The 20,135-nt window shown below is 71.9% G+C and carries 20 protein-coding genes; 12 read left to right on the top strand and 8 right to left on the bottom strand.

The window, feature by feature from the left end:
• Positions 1–38: 38 nt before the first annotated feature.
• A complete protein-coding gene (locus ACQPWU_RS25990; RefSeq protein ID WP_433444323.1) occupies positions 39–1,436 on the bottom strand; it encodes a phospholipid carrier-dependent glycosyltransferase in 1,398 nt (465 codons plus the stop codon).
• Between the two features lie 153 nt (positions 1,437–1,589).
• On the opposite strand from ACQPWU_RS25990, the gene ACQPWU_RS25985 reads away from it, so the two are divergent.
• Both ACQPWU_RS25985 and ACQPWU_RS25980 read left to right on the top strand, forming a co-directional pair.
• The gene (locus ACQPWU_RS25985) at positions 1,590–2,246 is read left to right on the top strand and encodes a response regulator transcription factor (RefSeq protein WP_433444322.1); all 657 of its coding nucleotides are present in this window, start codon (positions 1,590–1,592) and stop codon (positions 2,244–2,246) included.
• Entirely contained in the window at positions 2,243–3,412 is a 1,170-nt protein-coding gene (locus ACQPWU_RS25980; protein WP_433444321.1) for a sensor histidine kinase, read from the top strand. The genes ACQPWU_RS25985 and ACQPWU_RS25980 overlap by 4 nt, the downstream gene beginning before the upstream one ends.
• Before the next feature lie 17 nt (positions 3,413–3,429).
• On the opposite strand, the gene ACQPWU_RS25975 is transcribed toward ACQPWU_RS25980, so the two are convergent.
• Both ACQPWU_RS25975 and ACQPWU_RS25970 read right to left on the bottom strand, forming a co-directional pair.
• A complete protein-coding gene (locus ACQPWU_RS25975; RefSeq protein ID WP_433444320.1) occupies positions 3,430–6,252 on the bottom strand; it encodes an NACHT domain-containing protein in 2,823 nt (940 codons plus the stop codon).
• Positions 6,253–6,327: 75 nt separating this feature from the next.
• Positions 6,328–8,193 carry a propionyl-CoA synthetase gene (locus tag ACQPWU_RS25970; protein ID WP_433444319.1) on the bottom strand — a complete coding sequence of 622 codons (1,866 nt, stop codon included), beginning with the start codon at positions 8,191–8,193 and terminating at the stop codon, positions 6,328–6,330.
• 45 nt (positions 8,194–8,238) lie between these two features.
• On the opposite strand from ACQPWU_RS25970, the gene ACQPWU_RS25965 reads away from it, so the two are divergent.
• A complete protein-coding gene (locus ACQPWU_RS25965; protein ID WP_433444318.1) occupies positions 8,239–8,877 on the top strand; it encodes a nucleotidyltransferase domain-containing protein in 639 nt (212 codons plus the stop codon).
• Entirely contained in the window at positions 8,874–9,641 is a 768-nt protein-coding gene (locus tag ACQPWU_RS25960) for a nucleotidyltransferase domain-containing protein (RefSeq protein ID WP_433444317.1), read from the top strand. Before ACQPWU_RS25965 ends, ACQPWU_RS25960 begins: the two co-directional genes overlap by 4 nt.
• Positions 9,642–9,802: 161 nt before the next feature.
• On the opposite strand, the gene ACQPWU_RS25955 is transcribed toward ACQPWU_RS25960, so the two are convergent.
• Positions 9,803–10,738, bottom strand: a complete 936-nt coding sequence (locus ACQPWU_RS25955) for a GNAT family N-acetyltransferase (protein ID WP_433444316.1) — start codon at positions 10,736–10,738, stop codon at positions 9,803–9,805.
• Between the two features lie 130 nt (positions 10,739–10,868).
• Between ACQPWU_RS25955 and ACQPWU_RS25950 the strand changes: the two genes are divergently transcribed.
• The gene (locus ACQPWU_RS25950) at positions 10,869–11,798 is read left to right on the top strand and encodes a hypothetical protein (RefSeq protein WP_433444315.1); all 930 of its coding nucleotides are present in this window, start codon (positions 10,869–10,871) and stop codon (positions 11,796–11,798) included.
• A 21-nt stretch (positions 11,799–11,819) separates the two neighbouring features.
• Positions 11,820–12,335, top strand: a complete 516-nt coding sequence (locus tag ACQPWU_RS25945; protein ID WP_433444314.1) for a hypothetical protein — start codon at positions 11,820–11,822, stop codon at positions 12,333–12,335.
• 21 nt (positions 12,336–12,356) lie between these two features.
• On the opposite strand, the gene ACQPWU_RS25940 is transcribed toward ACQPWU_RS25945, so the two are convergent.
• On the bottom strand, positions 12,357–13,151 hold the full coding sequence (locus ACQPWU_RS25940) for a class I SAM-dependent methyltransferase (RefSeq protein ID WP_433444313.1): 795 nt from the start codon (positions 13,149–13,151) through the stop codon (positions 12,357–12,359).
• A gap of 146 nt (positions 13,152–13,297) precedes the next feature.
• On the opposite strand from ACQPWU_RS25940, the gene def reads away from it, so the two are divergent.
• From def to ACQPWU_RS25915, 5 genes are all read left to right on the top strand, one after another.
• Positions 13,298–13,837, top strand: a complete 540-nt coding sequence (gene def / locus ACQPWU_RS25935) for a peptide deformylase (protein WP_433444312.1) — start codon at positions 13,298–13,300, stop codon at positions 13,835–13,837.
• Between the two features lie 7 nt (positions 13,838–13,844).
• Positions 13,845–14,465, top strand: coding sequence for a helix-turn-helix domain-containing protein (locus ACQPWU_RS25930; protein ID WP_433444311.1), 621 nt, complete (start codon positions 13,845–13,847; stop codon positions 14,463–14,465).
• Positions 14,458–15,954, top strand: coding sequence for a pyridoxal phosphate-dependent decarboxylase family protein (locus tag ACQPWU_RS25925; RefSeq protein WP_433444310.1), 1,497 nt, complete (start codon positions 14,458–14,460; stop codon positions 15,952–15,954). Before ACQPWU_RS25930 ends, ACQPWU_RS25925 begins: the two co-directional genes overlap by 8 nt.
• 86 nt (positions 15,955–16,040) lie before the next feature.
• Complete coding sequence (locus ACQPWU_RS25920) at positions 16,041–16,457, top strand: CBS domain-containing protein (protein ID WP_433444309.1); 417 nt, start codon at positions 16,041–16,043, stop codon at positions 16,455–16,457.
• A gap of 10 nt (positions 16,458–16,467) precedes the next feature.
• A complete protein-coding gene (locus ACQPWU_RS25915; protein ID WP_433444308.1) occupies positions 16,468–16,821 on the top strand; it encodes an MmcQ/YjbR family DNA-binding protein in 354 nt (117 codons plus the stop codon).
• Here ACQPWU_RS25915 and ACQPWU_RS25910 read toward each other — a convergent pair.
• Entirely contained in the window at positions 16,814–17,680 is an 867-nt protein-coding gene (locus ACQPWU_RS25910) for a hypothetical protein (RefSeq protein ID WP_433444307.1), read from the bottom strand. The two genes, ACQPWU_RS25915 and ACQPWU_RS25910, sit on opposite strands and share 8 nt — an antisense overlap.
• Positions 17,681–17,710: 30 nt before the next feature.
• Here ACQPWU_RS25910 and ACQPWU_RS25905 point away from each other — a divergent pair, with 30 nt between their 5' ends.
• Positions 17,711–18,310 carry an SAM-dependent methyltransferase gene (locus ACQPWU_RS25905; protein ID WP_433444306.1) on the top strand — a complete coding sequence of 200 codons (600 nt, stop codon included), beginning with the start codon at positions 17,711–17,713 and terminating at the stop codon, positions 18,308–18,310.
• Here ACQPWU_RS25905 and ACQPWU_RS25900 read toward each other — a convergent pair.
• Both ACQPWU_RS25900 and ACQPWU_RS25895 read right to left on the bottom strand, forming a co-directional pair.
• Positions 18,297–19,331: an aminoglycoside phosphotransferase family protein gene (locus ACQPWU_RS25900; RefSeq protein WP_433444305.1), complete on the bottom strand. Its 1,035-nt coding sequence runs from the start codon at positions 19,329–19,331 to the stop codon at positions 18,297–18,299. The genes ACQPWU_RS25905 and ACQPWU_RS25900 overlap by 14 nt on opposite strands.
• Entirely contained in the window at positions 19,268–20,122 is an 855-nt protein-coding gene (locus tag ACQPWU_RS25895; protein WP_433444304.1) for a hypothetical protein, read from the bottom strand. The genes ACQPWU_RS25900 and ACQPWU_RS25895 overlap by 64 nt, the downstream gene beginning before the upstream one ends.
• Positions 20,123–20,135 lie beyond the last annotated feature (13 nt).

The raw sequence follows: 20,135 nt of genomic DNA, 5'->3' as shown, positions 1-20,135 counted from the left end.
CGGCACGCAACATGATCGTAGCCACCGGGGTAAGCGGATCAGCGATGCGGCCTGTGGACGGCCGGCGCCGCGGCCACGCAGGCGACCGGGATCGCGGGCAGGACGTACCGGTGGTCGAAGTCCAGCGCGGCCACCGGCGCCACGAGCAGGAACATCGCGAACGACCACGGCAGCAGGACCGGCCGGCGGCGCACCAGCCCACCCACCGCGCCCGCCAGCAGCAGGACGCCGAAGAGCGTGCCGTGAAGGAACCACGGGTACGGGTAGGCGGCCAGGATCGAGGCGAAGGGCTCGACGGACCGCATGCCCCGGATGTCCGGGTCGTACTCGTTCCGCACCTGGTCGATGAGGGCGTGCCCCGAAGGCAGCGGCCACGCGCCGCGCGGGAACGTCGAAGACGGGGCAGTCCGCTTCGGGTGGGCGACGGGCTCCCAGGTGAAGGCGAGCGAGGTGTCGCGAACGACCTCGCGCAGGTAGTCCAGGGGCTGGGCGGCGATGGCCCTGAGCGCGAACGACCTGGCCAGGTCGTTGTGGGTGAACCGGTCGCCGGGCAGGCGGTTGAGCGAGGCCCGGGGATCCCAGACGTACTCGGAGGCGGCGTCGAGGACGGTGCCGTTCGGGCAGAGCGCGGCCTGCTCCGGGGGCGGCTCGATGATCGAGCAGTCGGCGAAGGTCATGGTGCGGGCCCACAGGGCGACGCCGTCGGAGCCGCTCAGCGCGAACCTGCCGTGGTGCTGGGCGTACCAGCCGGCGTAGGCGAGCAGCGGCAGCGTGCCCGCCACCGCCAGAGCGAGGGCCTGCCGCCACCACGCGCGCCGCGACAGCAGGTAGAGGGCGGCCAGGCCGATCAGCGGGACGGTGGCGGTGCGCGTCAGGCCGGCGAGCGCGAGGAGCACGCCCGCCACCGCGCCTGTCCACGGGCCTGTCCACGGGCCTGTCCACGGGGCGGCGGGCGTGGACGCCTCGCGCCGCCACATCAGCACGAGCAGCGCGGCCACGATGAGGAAGACGACCTGCGAGTCCGACAGCACGGCGTGCTCCAGGCGGACGAACGCCGGGTCCAACAGCACCGGCACGGCCGCCAGCGCCGCGCCCCAGCCCGGCAACGACCGGCGGCGCAGCAGCAGGTAGATCATCGACCCGGTGGCCAGCCCCATCGCATGCTGGACACCGACGACCAGCTCCACGCTGTGGAAGGGCCGCAGCACCCACAGGAACCACGAATAGCCCGCCGGGTGGAACGCGCCCTCCGGCCTCATGTGCACGGCCGTGTCCAGGTACGTGAAAGAGTCGTACCAGTACAGCCGCGCCGTGTCGTACCCCAGCATGACCAGCACGCGCAGCGCGGCGGCGAGCACGAGCACGCACCCGAACAGCCCATGAGCGCGCACGAGACCGGCACGTTCCAGGCGCGGCTCCACGAGCGTGGACGCCATGGCCTTCTCCCCCGAGACAGCCGGGCGGATCCCGGCTTCAGGGCGGCCAGTCCAGCGCGCCACCTATAACCTGAACGTCACCGTTTCTGGTTATGCGCGCGTTATGCCGACCAGAGCAGACTGGCGGGCATTTAACGATCTTTTGGGGGCGCGGTGCGGGTTTTGGTCGCCGAGGACGAGCAGATGCTCGCCGACTCGATCGCCGAGGGGTTACGCGGGGAAGCACTGGCCGTCGACGTCGCCTATGACGGGGACGCGGCGCTGGAACGGCTCGGAGTGCACGACTACGACGTGCTGATCCTCGACCGGGACCTGCCGCTGGTGCACGGGGACGAGGTGTGCAGGGCCGTGGTGGAGCGGGGCTGGCTGGTGCGGGTGCTCATGCTGACCGCCGCGGGCGACGTGCGGTCCCGGGTGGCCGGGCTGTCGCTCGGGGCCGACGACTACCTGCCCAAGCCGTTCGCGTTCGAGGAGCTGGTGGCCCGGGTGCACGCGCTCGGGCGGCGGGCCAGGCGGGCCGACCCGCCGATGCTGGAGCGGGCGGGGGTGCGGCTGGACTGGGCGCACCGGCAGGTGTTCAGGGAGGGCCGGTACGTGCCGCTCGCCCGCAAGGAGTTCGGCGTGCTGGCCGAGCTGCTGCGGGCCCAGGGCGCCGTGGTCTCGGCCGAGACGCTGCTGGAGAAGGTATGGGACGAGCACATCGACCCGTTCACGAACACGGTGCGCACCACGATGATGAAGCTGCGCAAGAAGCTCGGCGAGCCGCAGGTCATCGAGACCGTGCCGGGATCGGGATACCGCATCCCATGAGCATGCGTCTGCGGTTCGCGCTGGCCTGCGCGGGCGTGTTCTTCGTGATCGCCGGGATCGCACTGGTCGCCGTCTATCTCGTCGTCCAGACGAGCCTGCAGTACCAGGCGAGCGTGTTCACCCCCGAGTCCATCACGCTCCCGCACGAGCAATGGGGCTGGCTGTCGAGCCGGCGGTTCGAAGACGGATACGAGCTCGCCCGGGGGTTCGCCCTCAAGGTGCACACCACCTACCAGAACAGTGTCCTCGGCAACCTGCGCAACGCCGGCGGGCTCGCGCTGCTCGGCGGCACCGGGCTCGCCTTCGCGGTGGGCTGGCGGACGGCGGGCATGGTGCTCCGCCCGCTCAGGGAGGTCACCGGCACCGCCCGCCGCATCGCCCAGAGCCACGACCTGAGCGAGCGCATCGGGTACGAGGGCTCACGCGACGAGATCAAGGAGCTGACCGACAGCTACGACACGATGCTCGGCCGCCTCGCGCGCTCGTTCGACGGGCAGCGCAGGTTCGTCGCGAACGCCTCGCACGAGCTGCGCACCCCGCTCACGATCAACCGCACGCTGGTGGACGTGGCCGTGCGGCGGCCGGACGCGACCGACGACGTCAAGCGGCTCGGCGAGTCGCTGCTGCTGGTCAACGCCCGCCACGAGCGCCTGATCGACGGCCTGCTGGCGCTGGCCGAAGGCGAGCAGGCGGTGCTGGACCGGCGGCCGTTCGACCTGACGGACGTGGCCGAGCACGTGCTGGACCAGGCGGCGGCCGAGGCGGCCGAGCGTGAGGTGACCATGCACCGGCTGCTCGACCCCGCTCCGACGGCGGGCGAGGCGGTGCTGGTGGAGCGGCTGGTGCAGAACCTGGTCGAGAACGCCATCAGGCACAACCATCCGAAGGGCGAGGTGTGGGTGACGACGCGGCGGCGGGCCGACCGGGTCGAGCTGGTCGTGGCCAACACGGGGCTGCAGGTGCCGCCGTACGAGATCGAGACGATCTTCGAGCCGTTCCGGCGGCTGCACGGCGACCGGCTGCGGTCCGACCGGGGCAGCGGGCTGGGGCTGTCGATCGTACGGGTGATCACCGAGGCGCACGGCGGCACGGTCACGGCCACGCCCAGGGACGAGGGCGGGTTGACGATCACCGTCGAGCTGCCCGTCCACGCCGACTCCCCCTGACGGGCCCCCTGAACGGCTCAGTCCAGGCCCTGGATCTCCCAGAGGGCCGTCTCCGGTATGCCCGCCTTGACGAGCTGCTCCCACGTGCCCATCCGGTCGGCCGGGTCGGCGAGCATGGCCTGAAGGAGCGGCCGCAGCTCCGCGTGGTCGGCCCCGTCCTCCGCCCACATCGCGCCCAGCGCCCGGTGCATGGCGGGCGAGCGCACGGCCACCGTCCGCACCAGCTCCTCCAGGATCGCCAGGCGGTCCCGGTACGACAGGAAGCGGCCCTCCCCCAGGGCCCGCACCAGCAGGTCAAGCAGCCGCCGGTGGCGGGGCGTGTGGCCGGTGGCGACCGCGACGACGACGTCGCCCATGCCGCCGGTCTCCGCCCCTCCGAGCACCACGTCCTCCTCGCCGTCCTCGACCACGCGGTGCGCCGACAGGGCGGTGACCAGCCCGGTCCAGCCCTCCTGCCCGAGCTGCCCCTTCCACAGGTGGCTGAGGGAGGACCACTCCTCCAGGTGGTCGGGGCCGGGCAGGATCGACGAGACGCGGACCGGCTCCTCTGACGCGCAGACGATGAGCAGGGTGAGGTTCGCGGAGTAGGCGGCCAGGCGGCGGGCCAGCGTGTGGCGTACGGGCCTGAACCCGGTGAAGTGGCGGCGCGGCCGTTCGTGCAGCGACCTGCGCAGCAGCCCGGCCAGCAGCTCCACGCAGCGCGCCCGCACGGCGGAGGGCACCTCGTCCAGCAGCTCCAGGATGAACCCCACGGTCGCGCCGCGCTCGGCCAGGCAGGAGTGGGACGTGACCGCGTACAGCAGGTCGTCGTCCACGGCCTGCACCAGCGCGAGCGGTTCGTCCCCGGCCAGCCGGCGCCTCCTGTCGAGGTCGCGCAGCGCGTACATGGCCAGCCAGGCCACCAGGAACTCGCCGAACGTGGCGTGCAGGAACGCGTAACCGTTCCTGGGGCCGTTCCTGCGCACGAAGAAGAACCGCTCGGTTGCCTTGCGGACCCAGTCGATCCGGCCCTCGTCGTCCGGCTCGTCCTCTCCGCCATGACACAGGGCGGGCAGGTCCCGGTTGAGCGCCTCGCCGGTGATGACCTGGCGGCCGCCGGCGAGCATGGACAGCGCCACCGTCCCGAGCAGGACCAGCTCCTGGTCGATGGCCACCCGCCGCACGCCGCCGGTCTCGCGTTCGGTGTAGTCCCGCAGCAGCACCTCGTACAGGCGGGCGCGGCCGAGCGGGCCGTGGTCGTGCTGCAGCGCGTTGCCGCCCGCGTCGTAGAGGGCGAGCAGCAGCAGGAGCAGCGGCTGCCTGGCCATCTCGCCGTGGACGAGCGCCGCCTCGGCGGGCAGGGGCTTCAGGTCGCGGCGGGCGAGCAGGGCGCGGTTGGCCTGGTCCCAGATGTCCAGCCACTGCCGCACCTGGTCGTCGTCGAACGGCTGGAGCTGCAGCCCCAGCAGCCCCTCGGGGAGCCTGATCCGGTCGGCCACCACGGTGCGGCTGGTCACGATCACCGCCACAGGGCGGCCCAGCTCCGCCTCCCTGGCCTGGAACTCCTGCACCCGTTCGAGGTAGTCGTAGCGGTTGACGCGGCCCTGCACCAGCTCGTCGAAGCCGTCGAGGAGGATCACCGGCATGGCCCCGTCCGCGGCCGTCACCAGCTCGGCGTACTGCACCTCCTCCCCCAGCACGGCCGCGATCGCCTGCTCGATCTGCTCGGTGAGGTCGGCCCGCGCGGCCACGCTGCCCAGCTCCACCCGGATCGGCAGGAACTCCGACCTGGCCAGCCGGGCGGCGAGCACCTCGGTCAGCTTGGTCTTGCCCGAGCCGGGCTCGCCCAGCACGAGCAGCGGCGCCTGAGTGGCGCGCAGCGAGGTCAGGTGGCCCACCAGGAACGCCTCGGCGTCGGGCAGCAGCCGCTGGTCATCCCACCAGTTCAGCAGCGCGGGCGCGGCCTCGCGGGTCAGCTCGGCCACCCGGAAGCGGGGGCTGAGGTAGCCCTCGCCGAGCAGCGGGAGCGAGACGTCCTCGGGCAGCTTGCCGGCCAGGAGCAGCGGCCGGTCGAGCAGGTTGGCGGCCATCCTGGCCAGGTGGATCATGGGGCGGTCGCCGACCCGGGGCGGGGCCTGCTCGGCCAGCAGCCAGGCCACCCGCGACAGCGCCGTGGCGGGCGGCGGCTTCTCGGTGACGAGGCTGCGCACCCCGAACTCGTGGCTGTCGAGCGCCAGCGACCGGTAGTCCTCGTCGTAGATGCGCAGCGCGTGCGCGGGCGGGCCCTCGGCGAGCATGCGGGGCAGCAGGAGCTGGTCGTCGACCGTCAGCTCGTCCCAGACGGCCAGGCCGCCCACGTAACCGGCCATGGCCTCGGACATGCGCAGGTAGGCACGTTCCACGGCCAGCCGGGTCTCGGCGTACGGCAGGTGCGGCTCGGGCGTGGGCAGCCGCTCCAGGAGCAGGCTCGCCACCAGCCTGGCGAAGCGCTCGGGCGTCGGCACGCCGCGGGAGATCTTGTCGCCGCGGTCGAGCTTGTCGAGCGTGAACGGCAGCTTCGCCTCACCGAGGGCCTCGAAGTAGGCGGAGACGACGATCACGGCGTGCGCGGCGGCCAGCCGCTGCGTGCGGGTGAACCGGTCGACGCCGGTCTTCAGCTCGGGCATGCGGCGTACGACGTCCTTGCCATAGAGGACGATGCTGTTGCGCATGTCGGCCAGGCCGGTCGCCAGCTGCCCCGCGCCGGCCAATGCCCAGCCCGTGCGGGCCGCCGCCGAGGCGAACCCGATCACCTTGACGAGCCTGGCGTCCTTGCATCCGAGGATCCTCAGGGCGTCGGCGTAGCTCGGGGTCTCGATCATGTGCCTTCTCCCGGGGACTGGGATGTCCCATCATGCGCTGTACGGCCGGGGTCTTCAGCGGACGTTACCGGCCCGTCATGTTCGCTTCACGGCCTCCTCGATCTCCGGCAGCGCGGCCGGGTCCTCGATCGTGGACGGCGTGGTGTACGGGTTGCCGTCGGCGATGTCCCGCATCGTGGCGCGCAGGATCTTGCCCGATCGTGTCTTCGGCAGCCGGGACACCACGACGGCGCGGCGGAAGGCGGCGACGGGGCCGACGCGCTCACGTACGAGGGCGGTCAGCTCGCGCTCCAGCTCTGCCGGGTCGCGTTCCGCCCCTGCCTTGAGCACCACGAACCCGACGGGGAGCTGGCCCTTCAGCTCGTCGGCCACGCCGATCACGGCGCACTCGGCCACGTCGGGGTGGGAGGCGATGACCTCCTCCATCGAGCCGGTCGACAGGCGGTGGCCGGCGACGTTGATCACGTCGTCGATGCGGCCCATGACGTAGAGGTAGCCGTCGGCGTCCACGTGGCCGCCGTCGCCGGTGAGGTAGTGGCCGGGGTAGCGCGCCAGGTAGGAGCGCGCGAAGCGGGCTTCGTCGCGGAAGAGGGTGGGCAGCGCGCCGGGCGGGAGCGGCAGTTTGATGGTGACGGCGCCGTCGACGCCGGGCGGGCACTCGTTGCCGTCGGGGTCGAGGATGCGTACGTCCCAGCCGGGGACGGGCTTGGTGGGCGAGCCCGGCTTGAGCGGCAGCGGTTCGATGCCGACGCAGTTGGCGGCGATGGGCCAGCCCGTCTCGGTCTGCCACCAGTGGTCGATGACGGGGATGCCGAGCAGGTCGGAGGCCCAGTGGTAGGTGTCGGGGTCGAGGCGCTCACCCGCGAGGAAGAGGTAACGGAGTCCCGACAAGTCCCACTTTTTGGCGAAATCTCCGGATGGGTCCTCTTTTTTGATGGCCCGGAACGCGGTCGGCGCGGTGAACAGCGTGCGGACCCCGTGGGTGGCCACCACCCGCCAGAACGCGCCCGGGTCGGGGGTGCCGACCGGTTTGCCCTCGTACAGCACGGTTGTGCAGCCGGCCAGCAGCGGCGCGTACACGATGTAGGAGTGGCCGACCACCCAGCCCACGTCGGAGGCGGCCCAGTAGACCTCGCCGGGGGCGGCGCCGTACACGTGGGACATGCTCCAGTGCAGCGCGACGGCGTGGCCGCCGTTGTCACGCACGACGCCCTTGGGCGCGCCGGTGGTGCCGGAGGTGTAGAGGATGTAGAGCGGGTCGGTGGCGGCCACGCTCACGCACCCGGCCGGTTCGGCGTCGCGTACGGCCCGCGCCCAGTCGAGGTCGCGGCTCTCGTCGAGCTTGGCCACGCACTGCGGGCGCTGGAGGATCACGCAGCGGCCGGGCCGGTGCGCGGCCTGCTCCAGCGCGGCGTCCAGCAGCGGCTTGTACTCCACCACCCTGGACGGCTCGATGCCGCAGGACGCCGAGAGCACCACCTTGGGTCTGGCGTGGTCGATCCGCACCGCCAGCTCCCTGGCCGCGAACCCGCCGAACACCACCGAGTGCACCGCCCCGAGCCGGGCGCAGGCCAGCATCGCGATCACGGCCTCCGGCACCATGGGCATGTAGATCACCACGGTGTCGCCCTTTTCCACGCCGAGATCCCTGAGCATCCCCGCGGTCCTGGCCACCTGGTCTCTCAGCTCGGCATAGCTGAACGTCTCCGTGGTGCCGGTCACGGGGCTGTCGTAGATCAGCGCCGCCTGGTCGCCGCGGCCGGCCGCGACGTGCCGGTCCACCGCGTTGTGACACGTGTTGAGCCGCCCGTCGGGGAACCACCGGCCGTCCGCGGTGACGGTGGCCGGGGCCACGTCCCAGTCGATCCCGCGCGCCGCCTCCGCCCAGAACGCTCCGGGGTCCTCGATGCTCCGCCGGTAAGCCTCGTCATAAGCGCCCACTTGTCGATCAGACCAGCCCCCGCCCCCATCACGCAAGATATTGGGATGAGCGATGACTTGATCCTTTCCGTTGTCATGGGGTCGAGGGCGTACGGGCTCGAGACGGACGACTCGGACACCGACCGGCGAGGGGTGTTCGTGGCGCCGACGGCCGCGTTCTGGCGGCTGGACAAGCCGCCCACGCACCGGGACGGGCCGCTGCCCGAGCAGTTCTCGTGGGAGGTCGAGCGCTTCTGCGCCCTCGGGCTCGACGCCAACCCGACGATCCTGGAATGTCTGTGGTCCCCCATCGTGGAGGTGATCACGCCTGCCGGGCGGCGGCTGCGCGACCTGCGCGGGGCGTTCGTGTCGGCGCGGGCGCAGCGCTCGTTCGCCGGGTACGCCGAGGACCAGTTCCGCCGCCTCGACCCGGCCGCGCCCAAGTGGAAGCAGGCCATGCACATGATGCGGCTGCTGCTCAGCGGTCTGCACCTGGTGCGGCACGGGGAGCCGCTGGTCCAGGTCGGGCCGTACAGGGAGCGGCTGCTGGCCGTCAAGCGCGGCGAGGTGCCGTGGGCGGAGGTGGACGCCTGGCGGGCCTCCCTGTCCGCTGAGCTGACGGCGGCGCCTTGCGTGCTGCCCGACCGGCCGGACCGCGAGCGGGTGGAGGACTTCCTGGTCGGCGTGCGCAAGGAGTTCCTGTGAACGTGGACACCACGGGCCTGCCGGAGTGGCTGGCGGAGGTGGCCGGAGAACAGCCGTACCCGCTGGCGTTCGCGACGGTGAGCGGCGCGCACCTGTACGGGTTCCCCTCGGTGGACTCGGACGTGGACCTGCGGGGTGTGCACGTGCTGCCGGTCGAGGAGGTCGCGGGCCTGCGGCACGGGCCGGAGACCGTGGAGCGGATGTGGACGCGCGACGGCGTGGAGGTGGATCTCGTCACGCACGACCTGGCCAAGTTCTGCCGGCTGCTGCTGGGCCGCAACGGCTACGTGCTGGAGCAGCTGCTCTCGCCGCTGGTCGTGTCCTCCTCGCCGGTGCACGCGGAGCTGACGGCGCTCGCCCCCGGCTGCCTGACGCACCACCACGCCCACCACTACCTGGGATTCGCCCGTACGCAGTGGCGGCTGTTCACCAAGACCCGGGAGTTGAAACCGCTGCTCTACACCTTCCGCGTGCTGGCCACGGGCACGCACCTCATGCGCAGCGGCGAGCTGGAGGCCGATCTGACGCGCCTGTACGGGTACGGGCCCGCGTACCTGCCCGAGCTGGTCGCCGCCAAGCAGGAGGCCGAGCACGGCCCTGCGCCTTCCGCGCCCGGGCTGGAGGCGGACGTGGAACGGATGACGGCCGCGCTGGAGGAGGCCCGTGACTCCTCCGGGCTGCCCGAACGGGCGACCGCCGAGGCGGCGCTGCACGACCTGGTGGTGCGGGTGCGGCTCCACGGCTGGGGCGTGGAGAATCCATGACGTGACGCTGGTGGGCAGAAGGGACGCGCTCGGAGCCGCGTCTCGTACACCGGCTCGCGCGGGCCGTCGTGCCCGATCCTCGCCAGGCAGGCGCCGAGGTCGAGCTTCTCAATGTCTCATGTCATGAGATCGACCACGGCGCACACGACGGCCCGCGCGCATCACGTGTTCACGGGATTCGCCGACAGGACGAGCCTGATGGCGAAGTTGTGGTACCCGGCCCGTTCGAACGCCCTGGCCATCGGGACGTTGCCGGAGTCGGTGTCCGCCACGATCCGCTGCACGCCGCGCTCGGCGTGGCAGCGGGTGATCTCGCCGAGCAGGTCGTCGACGTACCCGCGGCCGCGGTGCTCGGGCACCACGCCGAGGTAGCCGACCACGGGGCCGCCGCCGTTGGCCGACGGGACGGCGACCCCGGCGAGGTCCCCGCTCTTGTCGTACGCCAGCCGCCACCACGACCGGTCGCCCGGCATGGACGTGAGGGCCTGGACGTCCTCGCGGGCCTGCGCCACGGGATCCATCGTGACCAGGGCCTGGCGGGTGTGGAAGTCGAGCGTCCCTGCGGCCACCCGCCGGAACGCCTCCACGAACACCTCGTCGTCCTCCTCGCCCCGGAAGACGAGCCGGTCCGACGGCTCCGGCACGGGACCTTCCGTCCACTCGTAGCGGAGCCGTTCCAGCTCCTCGGTCAGACCGGCGCGGCCCGCGGCCTCCCAGCGCCAGGCGATGGCCGCCGAGGTCTTCGGGTGGTCACGCCAGCCGCCGGTGACGAACACGTGGTACTCGGGCGCCTGCCCGTACGCGTCGTGGGCGTGGCGCAGCAGTTCGGCGGCGAGGCCCACGCGGTCGCTCACCGAGGGATGCACGTAGACGCAGTCGAGCGCGAGCGGCCTGCCGCCGTCGGGGAAGCCCCACCAGACGGCGCGGGCCAGGATCTCGCCGTCGTCGGCGACGGCGAGCCAGATGCGGTCGAAGCGGTAGTTGCCGCTCTCCAGGTACGAGAGCAGCCGATCGGGATGTGCCCAGCTGATGGACTCGTCGACGACACACCCGAGCAGGCGGTCTAGATCATCCTCGACCGCGGTGCGAAAAAGCACGATTCCTCCGAGAAGCAGAAGCGGGCGCAGTGAGCGCCCACACCATTGCCGAACATCTCAGCGCCTCCTTTCTTCCGACTTTTCGGTCTCTGGGGTCACTGTAGCGGAAATATCGCGACAGGATGGGCTCGTGAGGTCCTACAACGACGACACGCTGCCCCTGCAGCCTCCGGTCCGGCTGCCCGAGGAGGCCACGCTCGCGGCGGCCGTACGCGCCGCTCCCCTGGCCGAGGAGCTGAAGCCGGAAGGCTCCGACGCGGAGGTGCTGGCCTTCTGGGCGGAGCGCTGCCGCGAACTGCTGGCCACCGACGAGGGGCTGCTGCTGGAGCTCATCAGGATGTTCCTGTCGCGCGAGCCGCACCCTGGCAAGGTGCCCGAGGAGCTGACCGGTCTGGGCCTGGTACGGCAGGCGGAGCCGTACTCGCTGAGCTGGCTCGGCCTGTGGACGGCGCGGCTGATCATCGCGGAGACCACCGGGCAGGACGTCCCCGTCATGGGGTCGCTCGCGGACGCCGACGCCGCGGCGCTGCTGCACGGCCTGCGCTCCTATCCGGAGTCGGAGCGCGGCGAGGAGCTGGCGGGGTGGCTCAAGGGCCGGGACACGGAGAAGGCCGCGGCCGAGATCGCCTCGGTGCTCGGCACGGTCAGCCCGCTGAGCCGGGCGGTCGGCGTGGAGCTGCTGTCGTCGAGCCTCGGCGAGTCCGGTCGCCTGGCGCTGTCGGGCCGGCTGGAGGAGCCCAAGCTGGGGGCGGTGATCGCCGCCAGAACGGGGCGCGAGGACCGGCAGCCCGCGCCGGACGAGATCGCCTGGGTGCTGGTGGACATGGCGGCGGCGCTGCTGGAGTTCGGGGACGAGACGGGCGAGGTGATCGAGTCGATCGCCATGGGCATGAACGCCGACGAGCAGGCGGGGACGATCGCGATCCTGGCGTTCGGGGAGCATCCGTGGACGGGGCAGGTGCTGCGGGTGTTCATCGACCACCACCCCGATGACCGGGTCGCCGCCGCGGCCCGCAAGGCCCTGCGCCGGCTGCACGGGCTGGCGGACATGCGCGGCTAGAGGTTCTGTAGAGTCGGCCCGGTGACGACGCATTCGATCTTCCCGCAGACCGGCATCCTGGGTGACGCGTTCGCCTGCGAGTGCGGCGCCGTGCTGGCCGGGCGGATGACGGCCGAGCTGCACGCCGCCGAGAACGGGCTGTGCTCGGTCTGCCTCGGATCCACCCAGGAGGAGGTGGCGCCCGGGCTGACGCACGGCTGCACTGCGTGCGCGGCCACCGGGCGCCGCAAGGAGCAGATCACCTGGCAGCTCGCGTACGCCGAGGCCGAGCAGGTCGTCACGATGGCCGTCGTGCGCGGGATCGTGGCGAGGTTCGAGGGGCCGTTCCACCTGTCGGAGATCGCCGACTTGGTGCGGGCCGGGCTGGGGCTGCCCGCGGGACGGCTGCCGGTCGGGCCGCGGGTCCGAGACCTGCTGCTGGAGCTGCAGGACTCGGGCGAGATCACCATGCTGTCGGCGCCCGACGAGATGATCGGCACCGACATGGTCCTCTACCGCGACCCGCAGTGGCAGCGCGCCCACACGCTCGGCCTGTGACCCGCCCGCGGTGAAGGCTCGTCAGGCACGGCAGAGGATCTCGCCGTGCAGGATGGACAGCCAGCCGTCCTCGGCCTCCGCCCACTTCAGCCAGCCCTCCGAGATCCGCCGCAGATCGGCCTCCGTGGCGGCCCCGCCGGCCAGGGCCTGCTCGGCCATGGACGAGCGCAGGATCCGCTCCGCCCACATCCCGCCCCACCAGGCCCGGTCATCGGGCGTGGCGAAGCACCAGGTGGAGGAGGTGGCGGTCACGTCGGTGAAGCCCGCCGCCCTGGCCCACGACAGCAGCCGCCGCCCCGCGTCCGGCTCGCCGCCGTTGCCCCGCGCGACCTTCTTGTACAGCGCCAGCCACTCCTCCAGCTCCGGCAGCAGCGGATACCACGTGAACGCGGAGTAGTCGCTGTCGCGTACCGCGACGTATCCGGTGGGCTTGGTCACCCTGCGCATCTCCCGCAGCGCTCGCACCGGGTCGCCCACGTGCTGCAGCACCTGGTGCGCGTGGACCACGCAGAACGTGTCATCGGGGAAGTCCAGCGCGTGCACGTCCGCGACGGCGAAGTCCACGTTGTCCACTCCCCTGGCGCTCACCTCGGCCCTGGCCAGGTCGAGCGCCTCCTCGGTCACCTCGGACGCCGTCAGGTGCCCGACCAGCCCTGCCAGGTCGGCGCTGATCGTGCCAGGGCCGCTGCCCACGTCCAGCACCTTCATGTGCGGCTTGAGGTGGGGCAACAGGTACGCGGCCGAGTTCTCGGCGGTGCGCCAGCGGTGCGAGCGCAGCACTGATTCATGGTGGCCATGCGTGTAGACGGCGTCCATCGCCAAACTCCTTCGTTTCGCTCCGATGCCGATCACAGTAGCGCAATCTCATCATTCAAGAAGAAATGTCTTGAATGATGAGACATGCGCATGGAGCCCATAAACTTGTCGCGCAACGTTCGCAATTCCAGAGAAAGGCGTTGGTCGTGGGAGAGGTCCGGCCGATCGTGCACGTGGGCGATCCGGTGCTGCATCACCCGTGCGAGCCGGTCACCCGGTTCGACGGCGAGCTGAAGGCGCTGGTGGACGACATGTTCGCGAGCATGTACGCGGCGGAGGGCGTGGGCCTGGCCGCCAACCAGATCGGCGTGCCGCTGCGCGTGTTCGTCTACGACTGCCCGGACGCGGATGAACAGCACCACAAGGGCGTCGTCGTCAACCCCACGCTGGAGCTCCCAGGCGTGGGCGAGCGCCGCCTCGACCCGGGCGACGAGGGCTGCCTGTCGGTGCCCGGCCAGTACGCGCCGCTCCCCCGGGCCGACCACGCCACCGTGCACGGGTTCGACGCCGACGGGGAGCCCGTCACCGTCCACGGCACTGGGCTGCTGGCCCGCTGCCTCCAGCACGAGACCGATCACCTCGACGGCTACCTGTACATCGACCGCCTTCCGGCTAAACGCCGCAAGCAGGTGCTGGCTGCGTACAAGGAGACACATTCCGCTATTGCGGACAAAACGCCGCTATAGTGGAGACATGGAAGGCGAAGGGGTCCTGTCGAGCGGCCTGTCGATGGCCGAGCTGGGGCTGCGGATCCGCACGGAGCGGCGGGCGCGCGGGCTGACCGTCGAGCGGCTGGCCGCGCTGAGCGGCATCAGCCGGAGCATGATCTCGGAGGTCGAGCGGGGCGCCAAGACGCCCACGGTGCTGGTGCTCGACCGGCTGGCCACGGCGCTCGGCACGTCGATCGGCCGGCTGCTCGACGAGCCCGCGCACTCAGCCATGCGGGTGCTGCGCCTCGAGGAGCAGCGGGTGCTGCGCGACCCGTCGGGCTGGGAGCGGCGGGTGTTGTCGCCGGTGCTGGCGGACGTGGAGTTCGAGTTCATGCGGACGACCATCGGGCCCGGCGTGGACGCGGGCGAGTTCGCGCCGCACGCGCCGGGGTCGCGGGAGTATCTCGCGGTCGAGCGCGGCAGGCTGCGGCTGACGATCAACGGCAGGCCGTACGAGCTGGGGGCCGGTGACTCGGTCTACTACCCGGGCGACTGCCGTCACGCCTTCGCCAACGACGGCGCCGCCGACTGCGTCTACTACCTCGCGATGGAGCTGGGCGGCGCCGGACAGCACGAATCCTGGAAGGAATCGCCCGATGGCTGACCTCCACCCCACCGACACGACCACCCAGGACCGGCGCCCCTCCGGATCGACCGCGCACGACACTCGCGTGGCCGACGTGGCAGGGCGCGACCTGCGCGAAGCCGGGGCCGCGGCGGCGGCGATCGCGGCCGAGCACCTGGCGGGTCTCGGCGAGCGGCCCGTGTGGCGGCCCGTTCCGGACGACGAGCGGGCCTGGCTGAGCGGCCAGGAGCTGCCCGAGCGCGGGCGGGCACTCGACGAGCTGCTCGAAGACGCCCGTACGCGCGTGCTGCCGTACCCGATGGGCAACGGCCACCCCCGCTTCTTCGGCTGGGTGAACTCCCCGCCCAACCCCGCGGGCGTGCTCGTCGAGCCGCTGGCCGCCGCCCTGAACCCGAGCTGCGCCGGGGGCGACCACGCGGGCCCGCACCTGGAGCGCGCGGTGGTGCGGTGGCTGGCCGAGCTGGCCGGGTTCCCGCACCTGCCCGGTGGCGGGCTGCTGACCAGCGGCGCGTCCATGGCCACCGTGATCTGCCTGGCCACCGCCCGGCAGCAGGCGGCGCTCGCCGACGGCTGGGACGCCCGCGAGGAGGGCCTGTCCGGACGGCCGCCCATGGTCATGTACGTCACCGAGGAGGGCCACAGCTGCCTGCAAAAGGCCGCCCAGCTCCTCGGCCTGGGAGCGCGGCAGGTCCACACGGTCCCCGTGGACGGCGCGTACCGGATGGACGTGGGCGCCCTCCGCACCATGATCAAAGAGGACCTCGAGAGAGGCCTGCGGCCGTTCTGCGTGGCGGGCAGCGCGGGCACCGTCAACTCCGGCGCGGTGGACCCCCTCGGCGAGATCGCCGACGTGGCGGCCGAGCACGGCCTCTGGTTCCACGTGGACGGCGCGTACGGCGCGCTCGGCGTGCTGGCCGACGGCGCGGCGCCGCACTACGCGGGCCTCGACCGGGCCGACTCGCTGGCCCTGGACCCGCACAAGTGGCTCGGCGTCCCGGTGGGCTGCGGCTGCGCGCTGCTGCGCGACCCGGGGGCGGCTCGGGCCGCGTTCAGCCTGGTGCCGTCGTACCTGATCGACGACAACGCGGGCGATCTGGGGTGGTTCTCCGAGTACGGACCAGAGCAGACCCGCCCGTTCCGCGCACTCAAGACCTGGGCCACGCTGTCCCACCTGGGCCGGTCCGGCGTCACGCGGCTGGTGAACCACACGGCGGGGCTGGCCCGTACGCTCGCCGCCATGGTCGAGGAGGCGGACGACTTCGAGCTGCTCGCCCCGGTCACCACCTCGATCACCGCGTTCCGCCACCTGCCAGGACCGCACGATCGGCTGGACGCCGTCAACCGGGCCATCCCGGGCGCGGTGCAGGCGCGCGGCAACGCGTTCATCACCGGCACCCGGCTGGGCGGCCGCGACGCGCTGCGGGCCTGCTTCCTCCACCCCGACACCACCGAGCGCGACCTGGCCGTCCTGCTCGACGAGATCCGGCTGGCGGCCAAGACCCTCTAGCCGAACGCAGAGACACGACAAAGAGCCGTGAATCGGGCACCTGCTCGGGTAGGGGGCCGGCTGGACCGATCGAGCAGGAGGATTCCATGGCGAAATCTGTGGCAGATGTGATGACGTCTCACCCCGCGACGGTCGAGGCCGACCAGCCGGTATCCGTCGCGGCCGCGCTGATGCGCGACAACGACGCGGGCGCCGTGATCGTCAACGACAACGGGCGCATGCAGGGCATCATCACCGACCGCGACATCACCGTGCGCGTGGTCGCCGCCGAGAAGTCCCCCCAGACGCCGGTACGCGAGGCGTGCAGCCCGTACGTCGAGGCCATCGATCCCGACACCACCATCGACCAGGCGGTCAGGCTCATGCGGTCGCACGCCGTGCGGCGCCTGCCGGTCGTCGAGGACGGCCGCGCGGTCGGCATCGTCAGCCTCGGCGACCTGGCCCTCGAACGCGACCCCAACTCGGCGCTCGCCGACATTTCCGCCGCGGAGGGCAACCAGTAACGTTTGCCGCGTGATCTCAGTCGACGATGTACGGCAGTTCGCGCGCACGCTCCCGCGCTCGTCCGAGCACCTCATCCGGGACCGGGTGAAGTTCCGCGTAGGCAAGATCGTCTATGTGGCGTTCTCGCATGACGAGACGCTGATGGGCTTCGGGTTCCCGAAGGAGGAGCGCGCGGCGCTGGTGGCGGCCGAGCCGGACAAGTTCCTCATGCCGAGGGAGTCCGACATGCGCTTCAACTGGGTGGTGGCGCGCGTGGCCGCCATCGACGTGCCGGAGATGCGTGAGCTGGTGCTGGAGGCGTGGCGGATGTGCGTGCCGAAGAAGGTGCGCCTGGAGCAGGAGGCCCAGGCGCGGATCACGTAGCCAGGCGGTCGATGCCCAGGGCGCTGATCAGCAGGCGCTCCTTGCGGTTGCCGAGCAGGCGGGCCGTCCAGTCGACGAACCCGCCGTCGCCCACCTCCACCCCGTCCGCGTGGATCTTGTAGCACAGCCCGGTGTAGTAGCCGCGCCCGCTCTCCCGGCCCGGGTCGGGGACGGCGTCCAATCCGGCCGCCACACGGTCGAAGCGTTCGTCCAGGACCGTGACCCGGGCCTCGGGGGCCTTCACCCCGCAGGCGCGTACGGCGTCGGCCAGGATGGCCAGGTGCTCGGCCGTGTGCTGCCGTTCGAACGCCAGGTCGCCGGTGTCCCGCCCGGCGGTGACCAGGGCGAACAGGGTGAAGTGGGCGTAGTGGGCGGCGCCCTCGAAGTGCTGGGCGCGTACGACGCGTTGCAGGGTGGCCAGCCGTACGACGTCGGGTGAGGCGCGGCGGCGCAGCGCCGCCTCCAGGGCGAGGGCATTGGTCGGGTCGGCGGCGACCTCGCTGTTCCTGATGGTGGAGACCACCTTGTTCTGGTCCACCGGCCCCACGGCCGAGTGGGTGCCGAGCGGGGTCACCGGGGCGAGCGTGATCAGCTCGACGCTTTCGGGCATCGCAGACAGCACGGCGTCCTCCGCGCGCCGCAGCCGCCGGAACGGGACACGCGCCGGGGCGACGAACCGGTCGTGCCCGTAGCGGCGCAGCACGTCGGCCGGGGCCAGCGCGCCCGCCCGCCGGCGCGTCACCTCCAGCAGCAGCGTGGTGAGATCGGCGCCGGACAGGCGCTCCGCCAGGACGTCGAGGATTTCCTGCCCGCCGGCCTGCCTCAGCACCCGGCCCAGCGCGCTTGCTTGATCCGCCACCCCTGTACCACTACCACGATCATGGGTGATATGGACTGGGCGAGATGGCATGACGCGTACGATGTGCCGGGCTCGTCCCTGGAACGGCGGCTGCGCGTCGTGCAGAAGTGGATCGCCGCCGCGCTCGACTCCGGGGCCGTGCGCGTGGTGAGCCTGTGCGCGGGCCAGGGCCGCGACCTGCTGCCGGTGCTCGCCGCCCACCCCAGGCGCGACCAGGTGCGGGCCCGGCTCGTGGAGCTGGACGAGCACAACGCCGCCGCCGCAAGGCGTGCCGCCCCTCCGGGTGTCGAGGTGGTACGGGCGGACGCGGCGCTGCTCGACGCGTATGCCGACGCGGTGCCCGCGGACCTGGTGCTGGCGTGCGGCGTGTTCGGGAACGTGAGCGAAGACGACATCCGGCGCACGGTTGGCCTGCTGCCGCGGCTCTGCGCCCCGGACGCCACCGTGATCTGGACCAGGCACCGGCGCGAGCCCGACCTGGTGCCGCGGATCTGCGGCTGGTTCGAGGGCGGCGGGTTCGAGCGGGTGCAGGTGGAGGGGGAGGGAGAAGGGTTCGGCGTCGGCGTACACCGTTACGCGGGCCCGCCCGTGGCGCTCGAGCCGGGCGCGCGCATGTTCACGTTTTTCTGACGGCCTGCAGCCGCTGCCGGAGCCAGTGCAGCGATGCCTTGCCCAACGCGGTGGCCATGTCGACCAGATGGCGATCGACGCCCGGTCCGGCGTCGGCCGCCAGCCGCAAAAGGAAGCCGGCGTGCATGGCGAGGAAGACGTTGATCGGTTCCGGGCCGAGGTCGCGAGTCAGCGGTTGTTCTTCGGCGAACGCCTGCGGGTCCAGCCCGCTCAGCGAGGCGCTCGAGAGGAGTGTGAGCACATCGCCATGCGGGGCCCCGACCCATGCGTGGGGCCAGTCGATGACGAAAACGCGATCCGGTGTGAGCATGATGTTGAACGGATAGAGATCTCCGTGCAGGAGCGTCTCGCCCGTAAGAGACGAAGCAGCCGCCTCCTCGAGCGCGACCAGTTCATCGAGATGATCACCCGCCCACCGCGACAACGAGGCAAGCCGTCCGGCACCGCCCTCGTCCGCCAGTGCGAGCCACCCGCCGAGCCGGGGCCGGCCCAACGTGGCCGGGTCGATCGGCGACGGGGTCAGCACCTGCGCCAACCTGGTCGTGGCCGCGAGCACGCGGTCGAACTCGTCACGCTCCCACGGCTGGGCCGGCAGCCGTCCCTCGATGTCCTCGAACACCAGGGCCACCCACGTGCCGTCGTCATAGGCGTCGAGCAACCGGGGCGCCGGCACCCCGTCGGGCAGCCCCCGGGAAACCTCGATCTCCCGGCGGTGGAACTGCGCCACCCCAGGTGCCACGAGTGAACTCGCCGCCTTGACGAACGCGCGGCTGCCATCGGCCAGGCGCAGCCGGGCGGCCACGCCCTCGGAGAAGCCGCCCGGCTGGCTGATCGCGCTGATCACCTTGCTTCCGAGCAGCTTCTCGATCGACGTCCTCACCTCGGCAGGCAGCTCGCCCCAGGCGATGCGCCGGCCTCCGGTCGCCTGTGGCATATGCGGCGAAGGATCCCCTTGAATCAGGAGATGCTCCGGTACAGCTCGCCCGTCAGCGTGGTGATGCGCTTGACCGAGGCGCTCCACGTGCCGCCCGCCGGGTGTGCCGTCAGCACCGCCATCACGTACCGCTCGTTCTTGCCCACCAGCCCCGTCGTGTGCAGCACCGGGCGGCCGTAGTCGGGCACGCCCGAGCCGGTGGCCCGCTGGGAGATCCACGAGATGGGCGCCCCGGCGGCCCGGGCGTCGGAGCACCGCGTGGGCGGTGTCGTGCCGAACCCCGACCAGCCCTGCTTGACCGCCCACGGCCGCGGCACCGCGTCGGGGATGCCGAACGTCTGGTCGAAGCCGTCGGTCCCGCACGGCGTGGACTGCCGCAGGTGGCCCAGGATCGTGTCCCTGACCCTGGCGTCGGCCCTGTCGAGCAGGTAGCGGTAGGTCCGCACGATGTCGTACGCGCTCAGCGAGGTATAACCCCAGAACCCGGGCTTCGAGGCGGGCGGCGGCGCGGTGTCGGACAGGCCGAGCTTGCGTGCCATGCGCACGATGATCTGCCCCTTGCCGTCGCGGTCCCAGAACGTCGAGGCCGCGTCGTCGTCGCTCGACCGCAGCATGACCTTCAGGAGCTTGGCGTCGGCGGCGGGCACGCTTTTCCGCCGCTCCAGGTAGTCGATCGCGATGAGGATCTTGACGACCGAGGCCGACCGGAACTTCCTGTGCGCGTTACGCGTGGCCACGAACTTGCCCGCCTGCCGGTCGAACACCAGCCACGAGGCCGTCGTGCCCGCGGGCACCCTCGGCGTGGCCTGGGCCGGCGTGGCGAGCCCGACGACGAGGGGTACGGCTGCCGCCGCGGCGGCCAGGGGCATGATTCGCATCCGCCTATACCTA

The organism is Nonomuraea sp. CA-141351, from assembly GCF_050944675.1.
Lineage (GTDB): Bacteria > Actinomycetota > Actinomycetes > Streptosporangiales > Streptosporangiaceae > Nonomuraea.
The sequence above is the reverse complement of the archived record's forward strand: the minus strand, read 5'-3'. Positions and strand labels throughout refer to the sequence as shown.

Coding starts and splice junctions, on each gene's coding strand:
- ACQPWU_RS25930 (WP_433444311.1), top strand. CDS start 13,845: ATGGAAGGCGAAGGGGTCCTGTCGAGCGGCCTGTCGATGGCCGAGCTG.
- ACQPWU_RS25925 (WP_433444310.1), top strand. CDS start 14,458: ATGGCTGACCTCCACCCCACCGACACGACCACCCAGGACCGGCGCCCC.
- ACQPWU_RS25920 (WP_433444309.1), top strand. CDS start 16,041: ATGGCGAAATCTGTGGCAGATGTGATGACGTCTCACCCCGCGACGGTC.
- ACQPWU_RS25975 (WP_433444320.1), bottom strand. CDS start 6,252: ATGATCGAGACCCCGAGCTACGCCGACGCCCTGAGGATCCTCGGATGC.
- ACQPWU_RS25895 (WP_433444304.1), bottom strand. CDS start 20,122: ATGCGAATCATGCCCCTGGCCGCCGCGGCGGCAGCCGTACCCCTCGTC.
- ACQPWU_RS25965 (WP_433444318.1), top strand. CDS start 8,239: ATGAGCGATGACTTGATCCTTTCCGTTGTCATGGGGTCGAGGGCGTAC.
- ACQPWU_RS25990 (WP_433444323.1), bottom strand. CDS start 1,436: ATGGCGTCCACGCTCGTGGAGCCGCGCCTGGAACGTGCCGGTCTCGTG.
- ACQPWU_RS25940 (WP_433444313.1), bottom strand. CDS start 13,151: ATGGACGCCGTCTACACGCATGGCCACCATGAATCAGTGCTGCGCTCG.
- ACQPWU_RS25980 (WP_433444321.1), top strand. CDS start 2,243: ATGAGCATGCGTCTGCGGTTCGCGCTGGCCTGCGCGGGCGTGTTCTTC.
- ACQPWU_RS25905 (WP_433444306.1), top strand. CDS start 17,711: ATGGACTGGGCGAGATGGCATGACGCGTACGATGTGCCGGGCTCGTCC.